The sequence below is a fragment of the Hymenobacter norwichensis DSM 15439 genome (genome assembly GCF_000420705.1).
In the GTDB taxonomy this organism is placed as follows: domain Bacteria; phylum Bacteroidota; class Bacteroidia; order Cytophagales; family Hymenobacteraceae; genus Hymenobacter; species Hymenobacter norwichensis.
Genome location: NZ_ATVL01000006.1, coordinates 907613 through 928296 on the forward strand (window position 1 = coordinate 907613; position 20684 = coordinate 928296).

14 protein-coding genes are annotated in these 20684 nt (G+C 50.6%); 4 read left to right on the forward strand and 10 right to left on the reverse strand.

Annotation, left to right across the window (positions count from 1 at the left end; translation table 11 throughout):
- Positions 1-25: 25 nt before the first annotated feature.
- Both G536_RS0105100 and G536_RS0105105 read right to left on the reverse strand, forming a co-directional pair.
- A complete protein-coding gene (locus G536_RS0105100) occupies positions 26-1615 on the reverse strand; it encodes a SusD/RagB family nutrient-binding outer membrane lipoprotein (RefSeq protein WP_022822507.1) in 1590 nt (529 codons plus the stop codon).
- 24 nt (positions 1616-1639) lie between these two features.
- Entirely contained in the window at positions 1640-4807 is a 3168-nt protein-coding gene (locus tag G536_RS0105105; RefSeq protein ID WP_084708490.1) for a SusC/RagA family TonB-linked outer membrane protein, read from the reverse strand.
- A 552-nt stretch (positions 4808-5359) separates the two neighbouring features.
- Here G536_RS0105105 and G536_RS30370 point away from each other — a divergent pair.
- From G536_RS30370 to G536_RS0105125, 3 genes are all read left to right on the forward strand, one after another.
- The gene (locus tag G536_RS30370) at positions 5360-5611 is read left to right on the forward strand and encodes a hypothetical protein (RefSeq protein WP_022822509.1); all 252 of its coding nucleotides are present in this window, start codon (positions 5360-5362) and stop codon (positions 5609-5611) included.
- Between the two features lie 692 nt (positions 5612-6303).
- Positions 6304-9483 carry a SusC/RagA family TonB-linked outer membrane protein gene (locus G536_RS0105120; protein WP_022822511.1) on the forward strand — a complete coding sequence of 1060 codons (3180 nt, stop codon included), beginning with the start codon at positions 6304-6306 and terminating at the stop codon, positions 9481-9483.
- 13 nt (positions 9484-9496) lie between these two features.
- The gene (locus G536_RS0105125) at positions 9497-11002 is read left to right on the forward strand and encodes a SusD/RagB family nutrient-binding outer membrane lipoprotein (RefSeq protein WP_169515045.1); all 1506 of its coding nucleotides are present in this window, start codon (positions 9497-9499) and stop codon (positions 11000-11002) included.
- A gap of 130 nt (positions 11003-11132) precedes the next feature.
- Here the strand turns inward: G536_RS0105125 and prfB are convergent.
- The 8 genes from prfB to G536_RS0105165 form a co-directional block, all read right to left on the reverse strand.
- Positions 11133-12210, reverse strand: a protein-coding gene (prfB, locus tag G536_RS26365) for a peptide chain release factor 2 (protein ID WP_157530418.1) whose coding sequence is annotated in 2 segments (ribosomal slippage) — positions 11133-12149 and positions 12151-12210 — 1077 coding nt in all. Because the reading frame shifts where the segments join, the coding sequence is not laid out codon by codon here.
- A gap of 182 nt (positions 12211-12392) precedes the next feature.
- On the reverse strand, positions 12393-13457 hold the full coding sequence (locus G536_RS0105135) for a branched-chain amino acid aminotransferase (RefSeq protein ID WP_022822514.1): 1065 nt from the start codon (positions 13455-13457) through the stop codon (positions 12393-12395).
- Between the two features lie 106 nt (positions 13458-13563).
- Positions 13564-14112 (reverse strand): cob(I)yrinic acid a,c-diamide adenosyltransferase, encoded by a 549-nt coding sequence (locus G536_RS0105140; RefSeq protein ID WP_022822515.1) that lies wholly within the window; start codon positions 14110-14112, stop codon positions 13564-13566.
- Between the two features lie 147 nt (positions 14113-14259).
- Positions 14260-14988, reverse strand: coding sequence for an ABC transporter ATP-binding protein (locus tag G536_RS0105145; protein WP_022822516.1), 729 nt, complete (start codon positions 14986-14988; stop codon positions 14260-14262).
- Positions 14989-14999: 11 nt separating this feature from the next.
- On the reverse strand, positions 15000-18077 hold the full coding sequence (locus tag G536_RS0105150; protein WP_022822517.1) for a tetratricopeptide repeat protein: 3078 nt from the start codon (positions 18075-18077) through the stop codon (positions 15000-15002).
- Between the two features lie 6 nt (positions 18078-18083).
- A complete protein-coding gene (gene gatC / locus G536_RS0105155; RefSeq protein ID WP_022822518.1) occupies positions 18084-18371 on the reverse strand; it encodes an Asp-tRNA(Asn)/Glu-tRNA(Gln) amidotransferase subunit GatC in 288 nt (95 codons plus the stop codon).
- A 26-nt stretch (positions 18372-18397) separates the two neighbouring features.
- Positions 18398-19258: a lysophospholipid acyltransferase family protein gene (locus G536_RS26370; RefSeq protein ID WP_022822519.1), complete on the reverse strand. Its 861-nt coding sequence runs from the start codon at positions 19256-19258 to the stop codon at positions 18398-18400.
- A 78-nt stretch (positions 19259-19336) separates the two neighbouring features.
- Positions 19337-19927 carry an NUDIX domain-containing protein gene (locus tag G536_RS0105165; protein WP_022822520.1) on the reverse strand — a complete coding sequence of 197 codons (591 nt, stop codon included), beginning with the start codon at positions 19925-19927 and terminating at the stop codon, positions 19337-19339.
- A 449-nt stretch (positions 19928-20376) separates the two neighbouring features.
- Here G536_RS0105165 and G536_RS0105175 point away from each other — a divergent pair, with 449 nt between their 5' ends.
- The gene (locus G536_RS0105175; RefSeq protein ID WP_022822522.1) at positions 20377-20619 is read left to right on the forward strand and encodes a hypothetical protein; all 243 of its coding nucleotides are present in this window, start codon (positions 20377-20379) and stop codon (positions 20617-20619) included.
- Positions 20620-20684: the final 65 nt, after the last annotated feature.

Below are 20684 nucleotides of genomic sequence, written 5' to 3' on the forward strand. Positions count from 1 at the left end.
CTGGGGAGCTTTTTCTCATTCAATTCTAGTCAGCATCCCACCACACTGGTGTTTGGATGTCACCCGGGGCAATGCCAACCGAAGAGAAATTAGGGTTTCGGGTTAGCTCCGAATCAGGATAAGGCAAACGCTTAACAAAATTGCCGGCACCGATGGTATTGTTGATTGGATTACGAAGAGGGGGGTTATTAGTCCGACGAACCTCAGTCCAAGCCTCAACGCCATTTGTTCCATACAAAGACAACCATTTTTGGAAGCTGATCTTCCTCAGACGATCAGCTTGTGCGGCTGTAGTTGTGAAGTTGATAGTTGGTCTGGCCAGATATGTTGTAACGGAAGTTCCGGTAACGCCAAATCTTGCCATTGCAGCCGTAACAGCATCCGTATAGAGTTGAGCTGCATTCTCGCCGCTAGAGGCCCAGCCACGCGTAGCTGCTTCAGCCCGTAGAAAAAGGCTTTCGTCGTAGGTCAACAACAGGGTTGGCCGAGCGCTTGCTGGAGCGTCAGTTGCGGTAATACCAGCGTAGGTACTACCTGCAGCATTGTTTTGCGTGAATCGCGAACCAATAAAGAAAGTACCAGGAAGTGAATACCGAGTTGTATTGAATGCTCCGTTAGGACTCGTAGGTGTAGCAAAATTATTCGGATACACCGATTGCCCTGGAGATACAAAACGATACTCAACAGTATTGGGAGTAGCTAAATCTGCATCTAGAAAATAGATGGGCAGACGTGGGTCGCTCAATGTGACCATCGTATCACCAATCGTACGGCTACCGGCTAGGTTACCAGGTAGGCGGAAGTTAGCTTGGTAAAAAGGATTGGCATTTTGTGTTGTACCCGCTTGGTTGGTGAAAAGAAAGCTGTCGGCACTATTGCGCATCCAATCAGGATTGCTCGCATACAAAGCCTTAATTCCTGCTTCAGCACCAGCCGGGTCCTTTTGGCTGGTGCGCAAATATAGCTTCAGCTTCAGCGTGTTAGCCAAGCGAATCCATTTGCTCATCAGCGCCTCACTAGATGCTCCATAGTTCAGGTCGGCAGTGGCCGGGAATCGTCCTTGCTGCTTGCGAATATCAGCTATACCTTCATCAAGCAGCAACTGCAGACCCGCGTAGATATCTTGCTGGCGGTCATACTTAGGGGTTGTGTTAGTACTACCCTGGAGTGCTTCAGAAAACGGAATGTCACCGTATAAGTCAGTCAAAATTTGAAAGTTGTGTGCTTTCAAAATCTTTGCAATACCAACTATGCGGAATTCTCCTTGTGGAGTGCCCTGCTCGATAATGTTCTGAAAGTCCTGCAATGAGCCCGCGTAAAGGCCCTGAAACTGACGTCCGTCGAAAGAGCTTGAAGGCAGATTATACTGGTCATAGCTACGGTATTGGTTCGCACCCTGAGGGATACCCATATGCTGAGCAAGTACTTCACCTAGAATATTGTACTGGCCGCCCACGATAAAGCTGGTAAAAGCTTGGCCAGAGGGAAGAACCAGATCAATGCTGGCAGTAGTAGGGTTGTTAGGGTCGGTGTTGATGTCAAATATATCGTCGCAGGCACTTGTGCCTACCACGAGCCCTAATAGTGCAACGAATTGAAGTTTTTTGAGCTTCATATGAGAGGTTCTGTGAAACAGATATTAAAGGGTCAGACGGAGGCTAGCACCATATGAACGAGTGGAAGGAAAGGCAAAGAATTCATAGCCTTGCGTGTTACCAGTACCAAATGAACTGCTTTCCGGATCAACGTGCTTCTGCGAAGAAGGAGTCCAGAGGAAAAGGTTACGTCCGATCAAAGAGAATTGAACACCTGTCAGCTTCACTTTGCTTACCAGAGTAGAAGGCAAAGAATAGCTCAGGCTTGCTTCACGCATTTTAACATAAGAAGCGTCGAAAAGCGTATTCTCTCCAGCATTAGCCACCTGCGACCAGTATAGGTAGCCTCCATTCGTTAGCACTGCATTAGACCCTTCATTAGGAACGGTAGTTCCATCAGCCTGTAATACAACAGAATTGGGGTATATAAATGGCTGACGGTCATTTGCTGTTGTCTCCTCTAAGTTACCTGCGAAATAACCAGAAGTAATGGTACGCGAGTAGAATTTGCCCCCTTGCTTGGTGTCAAACAGTACGTTTAGGGCTAGTCCTTTATAAGCAAAGGTGCTGGACAGGCCTGCCAAGTAATCTGGTTGAATGTTACCGAGGGTTTGCTGAGCAGGAGCCAGAAGCGGGAAACCAGTAGTCCGGTTAACCACTATCCTACCTTGGTCGTCACGCCGCATGGCACTACCGTAGAAGCTACCATAAGGCTGACCAACGCGGGCTTCCAACACTGGCGAGCTCAAGCCACCAATGCTGATATTGGGCGTGTTACTGGTTACTTCCAGCACTTGGTTGCGGTTGCGGGTATAGTTCAGATTTAACTCCCATCGGAAGCCGTTGGCGAGCTTAACCGGTGTAGCATTAAGCACCACCTCAATACCGCGGTTACGCATGGTGCCCGCGTTAGAAGTAATAGCAGTATAGCCTGAGGTAGAAGGAATTGGTACAGCAACCAGAATATCCTTGCTCTTGGAATTGTAATAGGTGAAGTCAAGTCCTACCCGATCCGATAAGAAGCGCAACTCCGTGCCAATTTCCCACGCAGTAGTCAGCTCCGACTTCAAATCAGGGTTGCCGAGTGCGTTGCCTACGCGGAAGCCAGGAACACCTGCATATGGGAAGGCATATTGTCCCTGAAATCCGTCATCAACGGAGGCACGTGTAAATACTGCCTGAAGTGCGTAAGGATCAGCTGACTTGCCAACAGATGCCACGTTCGCACGAATTTTGCCTAATGACAGGTACTTCTCATCGAGCTTAAATGCGTCAGAGAAAACAAAGCTGGTGCTGACGCTTGGATAAAAGAAAGAGCGGTTCTTTTTAGGCAAGGTCGATGATTGGTCGTTGCGCCCAGTAACGTTCAACGACAGATAGTCGCGGTAAGTAAACTGCACATCCCCGAAAACACCCAGAAGGCGAGTTTCACTCTGAGATTTATCTACCTGGGATGGGGTAGTAAGGTTGGTCAGTGAATACAGGCCGGGTACAATGATGCCTTGGCCATCGTTCACCGTACGCTCAAGGAACCGCTGCTGATAGTTAAGACCTGCGTTTATGCGCACCGAGAAGTCTTCATTCAATTCTTTCGTAACGGATGCAAAGGCATCAGTGGTTGAAAAACGTCCGAAAACGTTATCCTCGTTGTAGCGGCCTGCTAAGTTACCAATAGTACCAGGGACAATCCGTTGCCGCCGCCGGTCCGCGTACACATCAAGACTTTGGCGCAATGTAAATTCCAGCCAGCTAGTAGGCGCATAAATGATAGACGCACTACCCAGCAAGCGGTCCACGTCGTCAGTGTAGCGGTTGTTATCTAGTAGGAAGTAAGGGTTGTTTCTAAATCCGGTTAAATAATATCCTGTCAGGTTATACCGTGGGTCGTTATAGTCTTTCTGGTCAGTAAACGATACGTCACGGGGGGTATTAACAATGGTTTGGATGATACCAGCGTTAGACTGCCCTTGGATGCCACGGTCGCCGCCAGATTTGATATAGCTTATAGAACCCTGCGTTCTTACTTTCTCAAATATGCTGGTTCCACCGCTGAGGGTGATGTTGGTCCGCTTATAGTTGGTGAAAGGAATAATCGATTTTGTGCGTACGTCGGCAACCGATACGTAATAGTTGGACGCATCATTCGAGCCAGCGAATGAAACCGAGTTGTTATACGTAACGCCCGTATCGAAAAAATCACGAACGTTATCTGGGTTAGGACGAAATGGAATGGAGTCCGCTACCGTGGCACCAGCCGGCTTAGTAGCCACAGTCCGCCAGTCTTCCACCAAGCGGCCATCCATACGTGGGCCCCAACTGGTGTTATAATCAGCAAAATGCTCACCATCAAAACCGCTACCGTATGTGTTCTGAAAATTTGGTAGGCGGTTTACCCGCTCAAAAGTTACGGCACTGTTTACACTAATCTGGGAGCGGCCTTTTATGCCGGTTCCTTTTTTAGTGGTGATAATAATAGCCCCCGAGGCGGCTTGCGCACCATAAAGAGCTGCTGCTGCCGGTCCTTTTAGGATAGTAATCTCTGCTATGTTATTGGGGTCGATGTCGGCCGCACGGTTTGGCAAGTCAACTCCGTTGTTCAAATCGCCACCAGTGTTACCCGTTGAGTTAAGAGCAGAGTTACTAATAACGTTGCCATCTATTACATAGATGGGCTGGTTGTTACCAGTGAAAGACTGAGGGCCACGAATTTGAACGCGCGTTGCACCACCAGCTGACCCCGAAGCACTCGTTATTTGAACCCCTGCTACTCGACCCTGTAAAGAACGAACGGCATTCGTTTCGCTAGCTCGGGTAAGGTCCTCGTTTTTTAGGGTTTGAACAGCATAACCAAGTGTTTTGGTGCTACGTTCGATGCCTAGAGCAGTTACAACTACTTCGTTCAGCTGCTTCGTATCTTGAGCCAAGCTGATATTGATAGTGCTTTCTGCACCTAGAGCACGCTCTATCGTGATATAGCTAACAGAACTGAATGTAAGAGTGCCACCACTAACTGGAACGCCATTGAGCGAGTAAGTGCCATCTGAGTTAGTTGATACCCCGTTAGTAGTGCCTTTTACTAGCACAGTGACGCCTGGTAATCCTTCACCCGTCTCCCGATCTGTAACCCGACCTGAAACTGTTCGGGTTTGTGCCGATACCTGCTGCAACAGGCCAACCATGAGTATAGGACTCATGAGTAAGGTTTTGTTCATGAAAAAAGGTGTGAAAGTGAGAGTTTTAGAATTAAAGAAGGTTTGTATAATGAGTCAATCTGTAGCACAAATTACAATCATAAATTGATATTTTTCGTAGTCAATGAAACGGAGAAGATTTCTTATTTAATATGCTCCTATGGCTATATTATTGATTTTCACGGATAAATTGCATTATTTCTAATGGAATGCTTTTAAATTGTATTTTTCACAAAAAAGTTATTATGTAACAGGCAAATAATTTATAGATGCTAGACTTATGCATACGCTTAAAGCGGTTTACTTTAATCTAAAAATGACAGCAGTTTTATACTAAGTACAATCTTTACTCTTTTCTTAATTTTTATTCTATTTCCAAGAAAATCTATGATTGTATACCTAGATTTGGTTTCATTAAACTATACATCTTCACATGTATTATATGCTACAAACCAAAATATCAGTGAGTTTGATCTTGCGTAGTAATAGGCTTTTTTTAGGCTGTTTGTTTTCAGCTCACCTATGTGCAGAGTGACGATAATACCATATTTCTTGTGGTATAATCATTCGGACTTGGAAAAGAAATTCTCCATTTATGACATTACCAAATACTTAGGTATGTTCATTGCCCATTACCATGGTGTGTTGGTCCTGAATAGTAAGGCTTGTGGAAAGCGCATCAGCGACACATTGGCCGAGAAAGTGCTTTTGTACATAAACGAAGTGGGCTGTAAGCTCAAGCGACTGAATAAGAACCTACGCACTGGTGAAACCTACGTTACCGGGCTGGTAGTAGAAGATATGGCCAACCCATTTTTACCGTAATAGCCGCTTTGATTGAGAAGAAAGCATTAGCCCGTGGTTAATGCATCCTGTATTGTAGCACCAATAACGATACGGCGAAAGCCCTTGACTTGCTAACTATGTTTCAGGAGCGCCATGTTGATAGCTATGTCCTAGCGCTGCCTAATGGGATGGAATCCGAACTCAGCTTTCTATTGCGCCGCGGCAAGCCCATCTTACTCTTCAACCGGGTCTTGTCGGGCATACAGACTAATATGGTGCTACTTCAAAACTGAACTGCTCTACGGCTATAGTTTCCCTGGACTGGTCAAGGCTAAGCTCGAAACTAGTCACCACATTACTTACTACAACGTCGAGGGCCAGCATTCTTCGCTTAGCTATTGGGCTACCCACCCACTTCGAAATCTGCCTCCAAGCCACGTCCTAACTCTGCCCGACTTAGCAAATAGGGTATGTGAATAAACAGGATTGAAAGCATTTGTCAAAACTGAGCAAGAGCTACTGGAAATAAGAATAATGCATTTTTGATATGTATTATTATATGTTATTTACAAGATATTATTTATGTAAGTATAAATTAGGGATGTTATATAAGGCAGAAGCAGTACAAAAAGAGTGGGATTAAATTTCAATGAAATGATAGAGTTTTTTCTTTATGTTTGGGATACACAAGTTTCCTTTCTTCTATTTCACTCACCAAATCACTCAGCTACATGAGAAAACTTCTCCTGAGTGCGCTTCTGGTAACGCCAGCCCTGATGCAGCAGGCGGCGGCGCAGAATCGCAACATTACGGGTCGCGTTACAGACGCGGCTACTGGCCAAGGACTTCCTGGAGTAACGGTGCTCGTTAAAGGCACTTCTATTGGAGCTTCCACCAGTGCAGATGGAGCATACTCCTTAAGTGTGCCAGCTTCAGCCACTACACTTACCTTCAGCTTCATCGGCTACACCAGCATTGATCGGCCTATCGGCGATGCCTCAACGGTAAGTGTGGGCCTTACCACTGATACCAAACAACTAGGCGAAGTAGTAGTAACTGCTCTCGGGCGTGAAGAGCAAAAGCGGAGCCTGGGCTACGCTGTTCAAGAGGTACAAGGAGCTGACTTAACTCAAGCTCGTGAATCCAACGTAGTTAACTCGCTTGCTGGTAAAGTAGCAGGTGTGCAAGTTTCCAACAGTACGGGTGCATCGGGTAGCTCATCTCGTATTGTGATACGAGGCGCGAAGTCTATTGCTGGTAATAACCAGCCTTTGTTTGTTATAGACGGCCAGCCAATCGACAATTCGAGCTTTTCAAACTCCGGTTCAGGTGGTGGTATAGATTACGGTAACGCAGTTTCAGATATCAGCCCAGACGATATTGAAACTATGACTGTGCTAAAGGGCGCAACTGCTTCTGCTCTGTACGGTACGCGCGGAGCGAATGGCGTAATCGTTATTACCACTAAATCAGGGCGAAAGTCCCGTGGTATTGGCCTTAGTTTTAACAGCACTACCTCTTTCGAGTCGCCACTGAAGACTCCTGATATTCAGGACCAATATGGGCAGGGTAGTAACGGGGAATTCGAATACGTAGATGGACGCGGAGGCGGTACTAACGACGGTACAGATGAAAGCTGGGGACCCCGGTTGGATGGTCGTTTGATTCCTCAGTATAACTCTCCTGTAGTTAACGGTGTGCGTCAGGCTACTCCATGGGTGAGCCCAGGAAAAGACAACGTTAGAAAGCACTTCTTTGAAACGGGGCGTACTCTTACCAACAGCTTGGCCTTGTCAGGTGGCAATGAAAAAGCTGGCGTTCGGGTATCTTATACCAACCTTGATAGCAAGGGTATCCTCTACAACACCTTCTTGCGCCGTAATACCGTCAACCTAAATGGTGGCGCTGATATTACAAACAAGTTTAAAGTTAGCACCAACGTCAATTACTCGGAAACTCGCGGCCGGCGCCCAGGTCAAGGTTACGACGAACTTAACGTAATGCAGCAGATGTACACTTGGTATGGTCGCCAAGTTGACGTGCGGGACTTGAAAAGACTTTACGAAAGTGGTCAGCGTAATGCTAGTTGGAATTCCAATTACCACAGCAACCCTTATTTCATCTTGGGCGAAGCTACCAATGATGACAAGCGAGAGCGGGTAATTGGTAATTTGACCTTAACGTACGCTATAAATGACTGGCTGAACCTAACAGCACGTACAACCAATGACTTGTACAATCAGCTAAATCAGCGTCGGGTACCTGCTGAAACAATCAACAACGCAGAGCAAGACGATTACACTGAGGAGCGGATCCGGGTGCTGGAGCGCAACACAGAGTTTTTAGCTACCGCCAACCGCAACCTCACAGAGGATTTTAACTTGGATGTGTTGGTAGGTGCCAACCGTCGGGACAACCAACTGGATAGAAGTCAAGTAGCAGCTCCCGACCTGGCTGTACCTGGCCTGTTCTCACTGGGTAATGCTGCTGGCAACTTGGTCACTGGCAACAATTTTGGGTTGAGTAACACTAACAACTCACCAATTCTTAATCCGAAACAGAACCGCCGCATCAACAGCGTATACGGTTCGGCAAAGATTGGCTATAAGAACTTCGCCTTTTTAGGTGCCACAGTCCGCAATGACTGGTCTTCTACTTTGCCAGCTGCGAACCGTTCCTTCTTTTATCCTTCCGTTGATGCTTCGGTAATCCTGACTGATGCCCTCGGATTGGATGATTCCTTCCTCTCATTTGCTAAAGTCAGAGGGGGGTATGCCCAAGTCGGAAACGATACGAATCCATACAGTTTAACAGATATTTTCACTGGTGGTACGGCCTTCGGTACTCGTCCAATTCAAACGGTGTACAATGTTAGGTATAACCCTAACCTGAAGCCAGAGCGGACTAATTCCAGTGAGGTAGGGGTAGAAGTAAGGTTCCTGAAAGATCGTATCGGACTGGATGTTACTGCCTACCAGGCCACAAGTACTGACCAAATTCTAACAGTACTGACTTCTGCTACTAGTGGCTATACTGCCTCGGTACTGAATGCTGGAACATTAACGAACCGTGGTATTGAAGGGGTACTGACAGTTGCTCCATTAGCACCTTCTAGTGCATTCCAGTGGAATCTGACGGCTAATTTCGCTGCCAACCGTAACCGGGTTAAAGAGTTCGACAAGGCAGGCCAAATCAAAAACTATGTGATTGGGTCATCAGGCTTTGGTGTAAACGTAGAAGCTCGAGTTGGTGAGCCATACGGCGCCCTCTTCGGTGATGCCTTCCTGCGAGTACCAGACGGAGAATTCGCTGGCCAGATAGTAAACGGAGCTGATGGTACGCCATTGGTAGATCCAACTCGGCGAGTTCTTGGTCACTATACGCCCGACTGGGTTGGTGGCTTGACTAACCAGTTTGCTTATAAAGGCCTCAACCTAAGCGTTACAATTGATACGCGTCAGGGAGGAGAAATTCAGAGCGAAACGAACATGTGGGGTATGTATTCGGGCGCGCTCGAATCAACACTCCAAGGGCGTGAAGGTGGACTTATTGCACCTGGTGTAATACGGAACCCTGACGGTACTTTCCGGCCGAACGACGTTCAGGTTAGTGCTCAGAACTATTTCTATGCATATGCCTATAATGCTCGTGAAAGCTCTGTATACGATGCTTCCTTCGTGAAGCTCCGTGAGGTTCGGTTAGGCTATCAACTGCCAAAATCATTAGTTGAGAGAACTTTCCTTAAAGGAATCGGGGTTTCCTTCGTAGGCCGTAACCTATGGTTGATTAGCTCACATGCTCCTGGCATTGACCCCGAAACTTCGTTCAATAACGGCAATGCACAAGGCTTGGAGTCTACGCAGATTCCTTCCACTCGTAGCCTTGGCTTCAACGTGAACCTTACGCTGTAATTGATTTATAGAGTTGCCTAAGCAGCAACTCTATTACTCCTTTAAACTCACCGACATGTTTCTCAAATACAGCAAAACCCTGTTGGCAATTCCCTTGGCTTTGAGCCTAGGTGCCTGCGAAAAGGACTTTGACGCGCTCAATACAAACCCTAATAACGCGACGATTGGTAACCCGGCCTATATCCTGACTAATGCTGAGCAGGCTAATATCTATCGGCTTTTCGACGTGCCAGCAAGCCAGGATGGTGGGTTGCTCATTATTCAGCATTGGGCCAAAGTACAGTACACAGATGAAGATCGGTACGGTTTCCGGCCAGGATCTTATCAGAGTATATGGGACGGCTTTTACGCTGGCGGCTTGCAGGACTTCAATGAATTGATTCGCTTAGGTCAGGCTAGCAACAACCCCAATATTCAGGCAGTTGGCCTGATTATGCGAAGCTACTTCTTCTCAGTATTAACTGACCTGTACGGCGATATACCGTTTTCTGAAGCATTACGTGTTTCAGAAAACATCCTGACGCCTAAGTATGATACCCAGCAGCAAGTATATGCTGGTATTCTTGCTGATCTGAAGTCTGCTGATGGTTTGATCCAAGCTAATGGACCTGAAGTTGGTGGTGATGTCATCTATGATGGCGACATGACTAAGTGGAAGCGCTTCGGTAACTCTTTGCGTTTGCGTTTGGCTATGCGTATTATCGATGCGGATGCTTCATTGGCTCGTACTAACATCAGCGAGGTATTGAATGGCACTACTTCAGTCTTGACAAGCAATAGCGATAATGCCCAGTTTGACTTCTTGGCTAGCGCAGCAAATACAAACCCTGTTTATTTTAACAGATTAACTCGCGACGATCATCGAGTAAGCCGGACTATTACTTCACGGCTTGCACGCTTGAACGATCCACGCTTGGGAATTTATGCGAACCACCCAGAAACAGGTGATTCTACTGCTTTCTACCGTGGTGTTCCTAATGGCTTAATGAATGCAGCTGCAGCTGCTTTAGGTCCATTCTCGACTACTTCTAAAGTGGGCAGCGCATTCACAGCGGCCGATGCACCTGGGGTATTGATGACGTATTCTGAGTTGCTGTTTTTGAAGTCTGAAGCCATAGCACGCGGTATTGTAACTGGTAATGCTACAACGGAATATAATAATGCCATCCGTGCTTCTTTAACTCAGTACGGTATCGGAGCGACGGAAGCTGCAACTTATATAGCGCAGCCCTCGGTTGGGGTAACCATTACGGCAAACAATTATAAGCAAGCCATTGGTACCCAAAAGTGGATTGCACTATATGGTCAAGGTATAGAGGCTTGGTCGGAGTGGCGTCGTTTGGATTATCCGACATTGAAAGTAGCGACTTCCCCAGTTGCTGCTGCTGCTAGTAAGATTCCTGTCCGTTTCCGTTATCCACAAAACGAACAGAGTACTAATAATGCCAGCTATACTGCAGCTGTGGCAAATCAAGGCCCGGATGTACTCACCACTAAACTATGGTGGGACAAATTGTAATAAGCCCAACAGTAATAAAAAACCCTCTGGTATTACCAGAGGGTTTTTTATTACTGTAATGTTTAAGATGTAAGATGATAGTCCTTACAAGTACAGAAATAAGTCAGTAGATGCGGTTGATGAAAGCTGCTTAACTCTGCATCAAGAACCCCTTTATATATTCATCCAAATCGCCATCTAGCACGTTTTGTACATCAGTGCGTTCGATTCCTGTGCGTAGGTCTTTGACGAGCTTGTAGGGATGAAGCACGTAGTTGCGAATTTGGGAGCCAAAGTCGATGCGCTTTTTGTTGGCTTCCACCTTGTCGCGCTCAGCGTGGCGCTTATCCATCTCAATCTGATAGAGACGCGACTTAAGCATGCGTAGGGCATGCTCTTTGTTCATAAGCTGGCTCCGTTCAATCTGTACGGCGATGATGATGCCGGAAGGTGCGTGCGTAAGGCGCACGGCGGTTTCCACCTTGTTTACGTTCTGGCCACCAGCACCACCAGCCCGAAACGTGTCCCACGATATGTCCGCAGGGTTAATTTCGATATTGATGGTGTCGTCAATGACGGGGTAGGCGAATACGGACGCAAACGAGGTGTGCCGCCGGCCACTACTGTCAAACGGGGACATTCGTACTAGGCGGTGCACACCGATTTCACTTTTCAGGTAACCGTATGCAAAATCTCCATCGATTTCCAGGGAGGCGGACTTGATACCAGCGCCTTCACCGGGCTGGTAGCTGATCTGGCGGACGCCGAAACCGTGGCTCTCGGCCCACATGATATACATGCGCATCAGCATTTCGGCCCAGTCCTGGCTTTCGGTGCCACCAGCGCCCGGATTAATGTCGATGATGGCGGAAAGCTGGTCTTCCTCGTCGGAGAGCATCCGCTTGAATTCCAGTTGCTCCACTTTCTTGATAGTAGCTTCGTAATCGGCCTGCATTTCGGCTTCCGGTACGTCGCCTTCCCGGTAGAAGTCGAACAGTACTTCGGTGTCGGCTAGTGTCTGCTGGACGGTTTCGTAATCGTCGGTCCAGGTTTTTACGGCTTTGATTTCGCGTAGAGTAGCTTCGGCTTTCTTGGAATCGTCCCAGAAACCGGGCGCGGTAGTTTGCGCTTCGGCAGCTACTACTTCAGCTTTGCGGTTATCGTAGTCAAAGATACCTCCTCAGGGCCTCAACGCGGCCCTTCAATTCCTTCACCTGGTCTTGGGTCATCGGGAATATATATGCGTGAATGAAAAATGGGGAAACAAAGGTAGCCGGAATAGAGCGCCGGCTTGGCAATAAAGTGCGTTGCCCACAGTTTGGCACGAAAACGCCCTTCTCACAAATATCGTGGTAGGGTCTTGGGAGAACTGCGCACGTATTTGTGAGAAGGGCGTAAACAGCAACGTGGCTTATACAGCTACCATCCAGTTGTGAGTATCAGGAGCCTGGCGGGTACGGATGGCGTGTAGCGCAGCACTGGCGCGGCTAGAGAAACTCTCAGGTGTCGGAGCTGGCAGCTCATAGTCCTGGCCCTGGTAGCCGATAACGGCCATCGGCGCAATAGTAGCCGCGGTGCCAACACCAAATGCCTCTTTCAGCTTGCCGTCGGTCAGAGACTGCATCAGTTCTACAGCCGATACTTTGCGCTCTTCCACAGTCATACCCCAGTCGCGGGCCAATTGGAGCACACTACGGCGCGTAACGCCATCAAGAATGGAAGTGCTGAGGGCCGGCGTTATCACCTTGCCATCAATGACAAAAATAGCGTTCATCGTGCCCGATTCCTCTACGTAGCGGTGCTCGGAAGCGTCGGTCCAGATGAGTTGGTTGTAGCCTTCCGATTGGGCCAACTTGGTGGGGTACATGGCAGCACCGTAGTTGCCGGCGTTTTTGGCGTAACCCGCGCCGCCTTCCGCCGACCGAACGTAGCGCTCCTCGAAGCGTACGCGCAACGGCTTGTTGTAATAGAGGCCTACCGGGCAAGTGAAAATAACAAGCTTATATGTGTCGGACGGCCGCACCCCGATGAACCCATCAGTAGCAAACATGTAAGGACGGATGTAAAGCGCGCTGCCCGGCGAATCAGGCACCCAGGCGCTATCCAGCCGAATCAGTTGGCTTAGACCCTGCATAAACAGTTCTTCGGGTACTGTAGGCATGCACATCCGCTCAGCCGAGGCATTGAGACGGCGCAGGTTATCGTAGGGACGAAAAAGGGAAATTTCGCCGTTGGAATTTTTGTACGCTTTCATACCCTCGAAAATGGCCTGCCCATAGTGCAAAGCCGAGTTAGCAGGGCTGACCGTTATGTCGCCGTAAGGCACAATCTGCGCATCCTGCCACTCTCCGTCACGGTAGTCTACCACAAACATGTGGTCGGAGAAGGTTTTGCCGAACTCAAGGCGTTCGGGGTCCAGGTGATTCAGGCGGGAAGCCGTGGTTTGCTGGGTCCGGATAGTGAGGGTGTCGAGCATGAAGAAAGCGTAAGAGGAGAAGATGGGAATTGGGGTAGGTAGGAGCGGGGTTACGCCGTAGCGCGTTCAATGAAACGGGTAAAGCCAGCGGATGGGTTTGGCAAACCTACATACGAGGCTTCCAGGAAACTTCCTCAGCGCCCAAGTCGTGGGCCATTTGGCGGCTAAGTACAAAAAGATAATCGGATAGGCGGTTCAGGTACATCACCACCAAGTCGTCCACAAACGAATCTTCGCGCAAGTGAATCACTAACCGCTCGGCTCGGCGACACACGCAGCGCGCTACGTGGGCGAAGGATACCGACTGGTGGCCGCCGGGTAGCACAAACACCCGCAGCTCGGGTAGCTGTAGGTTCATGCGGTCCATTTCCTCTTCCAGCAGCGTCACGTCGGTATCGTGGAGGTCCGGGATTTTCATCTTTGACTTCTCGGGGTCGGAAGCTAGAGATGCCCCGATGGTGAATAGCCGGTCCTGAATCTCCTTGAGCAGGTCGCGCCGGGTCGCATTCACGTCTTGGTCGCGCAGTAGGCCAATGTAGGAGTTCAGTTCATCAACAGTGCCGTAGCAGTCGATACGCAGGCTAGATTTGGGTACGCGCGTGCCTCCAATGAGAGACGTGAGGCCTTTGTCGCCGGTTTTGGTGTAGATCTTCATGAAAAGTGAAATGGTGCTACCACCGCTGGCGTAGCGCTACGATTCATTTGGGAACCGCGGACTAAAAATAAAACGTCATCTGGCACATCGGAAGAGGTCCTTCGTAAGCGCCAGATGACGAGGGGTGCTATTGAAACACGGAATGCGCTACAGGTGTTTGCCAGCCTGTTCGTGGTGGGTGGCTACGTCGGTGTTTTCCTGGTCGGTTTCTACCAGACCGTCGCGCAGGCGCACAATGCGGTGAGCGTACCGGGCAATATCCTCTTCGTGCGTTACCATTATGATGGTGTTGCCTTTGGCGTACAACGCCTCAAACAAATCCATGATTTCGTAGCTGGTTTTGGTGTCAAGGTTACCAGTTGGCTCGTCAGCCAGAATGATGCTGGGGTCGTTGACGAGGGCACGGGCAATGGCCACGCGCTGCCGCTGACCACCCGACAACTCGTTGGGACGGTGCTTGGCGCGGGTATCGAGCCCAACGCTGCGCAGGGCCTGCATGGCCTTCTCTTCCCGGTCAGACTTGCTGTAGCCAGCGTAGATGAGCGGCAGGGCCACATTATCCAGCGAAGTAGCCCGGGGCAGCAGGTTGAAGGTCTGGAATACAAACCCAATTTCTCGGTTGCGCACATCCGCCAACTGGTTGTCGGTCATACGGCTTACATCCTTGCCATTAAGGATGTAGCTACCCGTAGTGGGGGTGTCCAGGCAGCCCACAATATTCATGAGCGTACTCTTGCCGGATCCAGATGGACCCATAAAAGCAACGTACTCACCACGCTGAATAGTGATGGTAACAGAACGCAACGCATGGATTTCCTCGGTACCCATGCGGTACATCTTTGAGATGTCGTGGGTTTCGATAACGGGGTGCAGCATAGCCGGCTGGGTTAGTTCCAGGGGGCGACCACCGTGTCTTGACTTGTACGGTGGGCGAGATATATTGTACGAAAGGTAGCGTATTCGGCCGGGGAAAGCAATACACGCAGTTTCTCCAGCGAATTCGCCGCATATTCGGTCAGCCCGGCAGGAACGGATGCCAGAACGTAAGCTTTCAATAAAGACACAGACTCGGGATTCTGCTCCAAGGCTGCTTGCAACGTACTATATGCAGTCAAATACTCTTTCTGACTGGTATAAAATGCCGCTGCTGCTAGCATGCCCGGCTCCAAGTAAGGCGCGGTGCGTACCAACTGCTGGTAAAGCTGCGTGGCCTGCTTCGGCTGCTTCTGATAGCTAGCCAGCGCCGCTTGTAAATAGAGGCGGCTTGGCTGATCAGCAGGCAGGAAGGTGGCCGACTTCAGCAAGGTTTCCAACTGTTGCAGCGAAGCCTGACTGCGCGCAGCCAGCAGGGCCTGCCCGTATACCACGTTGTACTCCGAGGCCAATGAGGGTGTTCTGGAACGCAACGAGTGTGCCTGCAAAACGGTAGCTGCTTCCAGTGGGTTGGAACCAGCTACGCGACGGGCTTGGGCCAGCAGCGCCACGTCGTGGGCCAGCGGCTGACGCATTTTTTCGATGTAATTGCTGTACCAGCTGTGGCCGTCCAAATAGCCGGGGCCATTAAGGGCTTCTTGGCCGCGCAACACGTAAAACTGGGTCTGCTCAGTTTCGGAAGCAGCTTGGAAGCCGTCGGGAAACTTCAGCGTGAGGATGCGCTGGATCTGCCGCGCCGACCTGGCTAGGAGGGTATCAGGTTCCTGAACCACGCGGGCTGTAGCCACGCGGGCAGAGTCCGGTTGCTGGTTGAGGGCCAGCGCGTAAGCCCGGTGCAGATAAGCTTCCGAGTAGCCGTTTTGTGCGGCGTCACGTAGCGTAGCGGCGGCCAGCGAGTAGGTTTGCTGCTGTAGCTGCCACAGGCCGCGCACATTCTGGTAGTAGGCCGCGCTGGGCGTTGCGCCTGCCGTTAGGGGGCTTAGCGTGGTGTAGGCAGACAATATCTGGCCGCCGTAGTGCTGCGTAAGTGCCTTCAGGAAGGTAAGCTGCTCGAAATATGAGCTGTTGTCAGGCTGTTGAATAAGCTGGGTGAGAACCGGCAGCGCGCTGGTATCGTGCTGCTGCACTCGGTATAGCGCTGCGTGGTAGAAGCGCGCAAACTCTGGCACCGTCAGGCTGGCGGCATCCGGCTCGGATGAGGATGCCACGGCGCGGACATCGGGCCTGCGCTGTGCCAAAACCAGCACGTTGCTTTGCCAAGCTACATCCGACAACTGCTTCTGGCTCTGAACCAACTGCTGCGCAGCGTCAAGCTGCTCGGTTTGTAGTAGGAAGGCCAGCTGGTTAACTTTCACCACCGGATTGGCGGCGGCAGCTTCGGCGCGGTTGAGATACACGGCTACCGAATCGGTAAGGGTGGAGCGGGTGTAAAGCTGGGCGAGGTCGTTGTTGAGGCGGGCACTAGTGGGCTGGCTTTTTAATCCCTCACGCAAAGCGGCCAACCGGTCGAAGAAGTCGGTAGGTTCGTTGTAGAGTGCTGCCAGCCGCAGGGATATTTTTTCGGATGGTCGCCGGCTGAGGGCGCGCCGCAGAATGTTGATTTCATTTTGGCGCTGGAGACGGTAGCGGTATAACGCGGCCCGGCCCAAGCTGGCCTTGTGATTGTGCTCGTCCAGTATGTCGCTCTCGGCATAGTAGCGTTCCGCCAGAAGCGCCAGCGCGTCGCCGTTGGGGTTCAATTCACTTTGCAGGCGGGTTAGGTCGGCGAGGTTGTTGTAGTAGCCAGCCTGAACTTGATGCAGGGTTTCGTAGCTATAGCGAAATTCCAGCGCTGCTAGGCCTGCCACAGTTAGCACATACACCGCGTACAGCGGCAGGCGGCGGGGCTCATATACCACCCGGTACACCCGCAGCCGTTGCCGAATTAACGGGCCAAAGTTTACTAGTACGTACAGCAGAAACGCCGCGCCGCCAATTAGGAAAGTAAGCGCCGTGAACTGCCGGGCGGCCAACAACAGTGGGTCGTTGGCAGTAGCAAATGCATACCCCAAGAAGCCGGCTGCCAATGCAAAAAATACCAGATATAAATGAGCGGCGGCGGGCCAGTATGGCAGAACGTCGCCATAAGAAGCGGCGCGCCGCTGAAGTCCCAGCCAGCCGATAACCGCCGCAGGCAGCAACAGTACCAGCGGGTCAAAGAAAACGCCGGGCAAAATCAGTAGTTGGCTGCCGTTCCAAAGATACATAGCCATCATGCCCAGATACAGCGCGCTAGAGGCCACAAACGGCAGCAGCCCAAAACGGCTGTTCGGGTTCTCGGCTTGAGTGTTGAACCAGAGCAAGCCCTGAATATTTTCAAAACCAACCCACAAAACCACCAGGCCAACAATGACTGCACCGCCCAACGTAGCAAAACTGGTGAGGTGCAGCGCCGTTTCGTCGGGGGAAAGGGTAGAGCGGAAAACAAGCAGCGTGCTTAGGCCGCCTATCAGCACCGCAAAAACCAGCAGCCGCTGGCTCAGTGAAGCCTCTGTGCGGAACGCATGGAATACGTAAGCCGGAACGCCCAGTGCCACTAGCGCCAGCATCAGAAAATATTGCTCCTGCGAATTGAAAATACCTAGTAGATCAGCATTCAACGACATCAGCAGGAAAATCACGCCGGCCATACCTGCCACGAAAGCTGGCCGTTCCAGGGTGCTGACAACTGCCAGAAATACCACCAACATACCGGCCAGTAGCCCTAGTAGCAGCCAAGCAGCTTCGGGCTGCACGTAAGGCCCCACCATGTCGTGGGTTTGGGTGAGCAAATAGTTGTTTACTTGAATTGGTAGTTCCGATAACCCAACCCGCACTGCCGTGAGTGTGGTAGGCACGGACTTGAGGTGCGACACCACTTGCACGGGCAGGGTGGCATCGTCGCCAGTGAAATACTGATAAACAGCCAGCAACAGCGTGCCAGCGGCTACTAGCAGTAAGCTCAGAAGCAGCGGATTGCGCCAAACAGCGCGGGACGTAGGCGGGATGGGCACTAGTGGTTACTCCAGTACTTTAGGTACGCGGAAATAGTCGGAATCCTTGCGAGGCGCATTGCGCAGGCCATCTTGGTGACTCACGGTATTTTGCGCTTCATCGGGGCGCAGCACATTGATTTCGTGCGAGAGGTGTACCAGTGGCTCTACATTGCTGGTATCGAGCTGGCGCAGCTGGTCCACCCAATCCAGAATTTCGTTGAGAGCTCCCAGCATTTCTTGCTCTTTGGATTCGTCTAGTTCGAGTCGGGAGAGGTGGGCCAGCTGGCGAAGGGTGGTAAGGTCAGTGCTCAAGTGAGTTGAAAATTAAGAATTGAAGATTAAGAATTGGGTAGGGCAAGGCCAGTGGAATCCTCAGCAGGCTTATCCATATTAGGCTGAGACACCGGGAATTGAGCCGGGACAGTACGCCGCCACGAACTAGGCATTGGCAAGCCAGCAGCTTCGGGCCGAAACGCACTGGCTATAATGGTTTCTACGCGTTGCTTAAGGGCAGGAGCGTCAGCCACTGTGAGGCCAGTAGTAGCGATGGGTTCGTGCAGCACAATGTGCAGCGGGGTATACCGGATACGTAAACCACCAACATCGGGCATGAAACGGTGGTTCATCGTCATAGTAATCGGTACTACGGGCACCCCCGCCGTAATAGCCAGTTGGAAAGCACCATCCTTGAACTCTTCCAGCTCCACACCTGGGTTCTTGGCTATCGAGCCTTCCGGAAAAATCACTACAGGCCTCCCAGCTTCCAAGGAGCGGCGGGCCTGCACCATAGCGCGGCCTCGGCTCATGGCGCTGTCCCGGTCTACAGAAATATACACCCGCTCGAAAATCGGCCCCCAAGCCGGTACCTTGGTTAGCGAGATTTTGCCCATGATATTCAGCCAGCCTGGTATAGCCTTGAACAGCAGCGGGATATCAATGTAGGAGCTGTGGTTGGCAACGTACACGCAAGGCTGCCCGGCAGGTAGCGGGTTGTGCTTTTCCACCTCCACGGGCATGCCCCACATCCTAATAAACAGCCGGCTCCAATTGCGGTTGAGGCTATGCAAGTGCCGGTGCCACTGCGGCCGTTTGCTAAGGGCTACCTGCACTGGATAGCTAGCCACAAACGGAGCCACAAACCAGAACGTAGCCCAGGTGGTGTAAAGTCGATGACCGATGTAGCGCAAAAGATGCCGCATAGCACAAAGGTAAACGGTGAAATGAAGAAGTAGCGCGGCGAACCTCCGAGTTGAATGTGCAGTCCTGTAAGCTGTCTGCTACTGTGCCGTGCTCTGCCCCCTGCTGGCGAGCACCTTTTCCGCTTTTAGCAAGCCAGCTACACTTACCGCGTCGGTTATCTGGTTGTTCATCACCATTTGCACGGCTTCAGCTAACGGTAGCTTCCAGAGGCGTAGGTCCTCGGTTTCTTCGGGCTCTACTTCACCTTGTTCCAAGTCTTCGGCCAGAAAGACGAAGCCTTCCTCGTCGGTTACGGAGTTGGAGGTATGCAAACGGGCAATATTGGTCCAGCGGTGAGCCAGTAAGCCAGTTTCCTCGCGTAGTTCCCGCTTCGCCGATTCCAGCGTGTTCAGCTCCACAGGGCCACCACCCATCGGAATTTCCCAGCTGTACTCGTTAAGCGGATACCGGTATTGGCCCACTAACCAAGTATTGCCTTCGGCATCAAGCGGCACAATACCTAAGGCCCGGTTTTTCATGGTCACAACGCCATAAATGCCCCGACCACCGCCAGGATTCACTACTTGGTCTTCGCGGACGCTAATCCAGGGATTATGATATTTAACCTCGCTGCTGAGCACCTGCCAGGGGTTGTGGTTTTCGTCGATTAATGGTCGGGACGTGTGCATAAGTAGGAGTACAGGAGACGGGAAATTGCCTTAAAGGTAAGAGCCTAGTCTATTTTTAGCGTCCATCGGGTAGAATAGCCAGTTGGCCGGGTAAATCAGTTGATTGACCAAATTATTTTAGATAACCAATTGATAGCAAGTAGTTTTGTCATACTCAATTATAGCGCGGGTGAGTATTTTGTGGAAAGGAAGGCTTCGCTCGCGCCGCGTCGGATTGGTCCTAGGAGTAGGGTGGATGATTTTTATGACCACCCGGCGCAAATTATATTAAAGGGGCTGTTGCGTTGGAAGGCGGCAGCCCCTTTTTATTTTCTCTCGGCAACATACACCAGCAATATTTTCTAGCAGAGGCTACGCGCTAAGGCCAATATTCTGCATCAACCTCCTGGGCCACGCCGCCGTACCAAGGTAGAGTTAGCCGTTCACATTCCGGCCAACACCTGTTATATATGGCGAATAAGCTGAAAAACCAGGAAGATCAAGCACAATCCGGCGACCCACTATTCAATCTTAAACACGCGCAAGCCGAATCTGAACTTAGTGCTACCACCGGCGGCCTCGGTCCCACAAGCAACGAGTACGTTAGCACAGATGAAGAAGACGAGCTAGATGAAGGCCCCCGTGACAAACAAGGCTTGCGGCGCGGTGAGAACCCAGGTGTAGACGGATCTCCCGCAGGCAGCCACAAATAAAGTAACCATGCCGAAAGGCACGTTTCTACATATACAAAAAGGCACTTCCTGAGAACGGAAGTGCC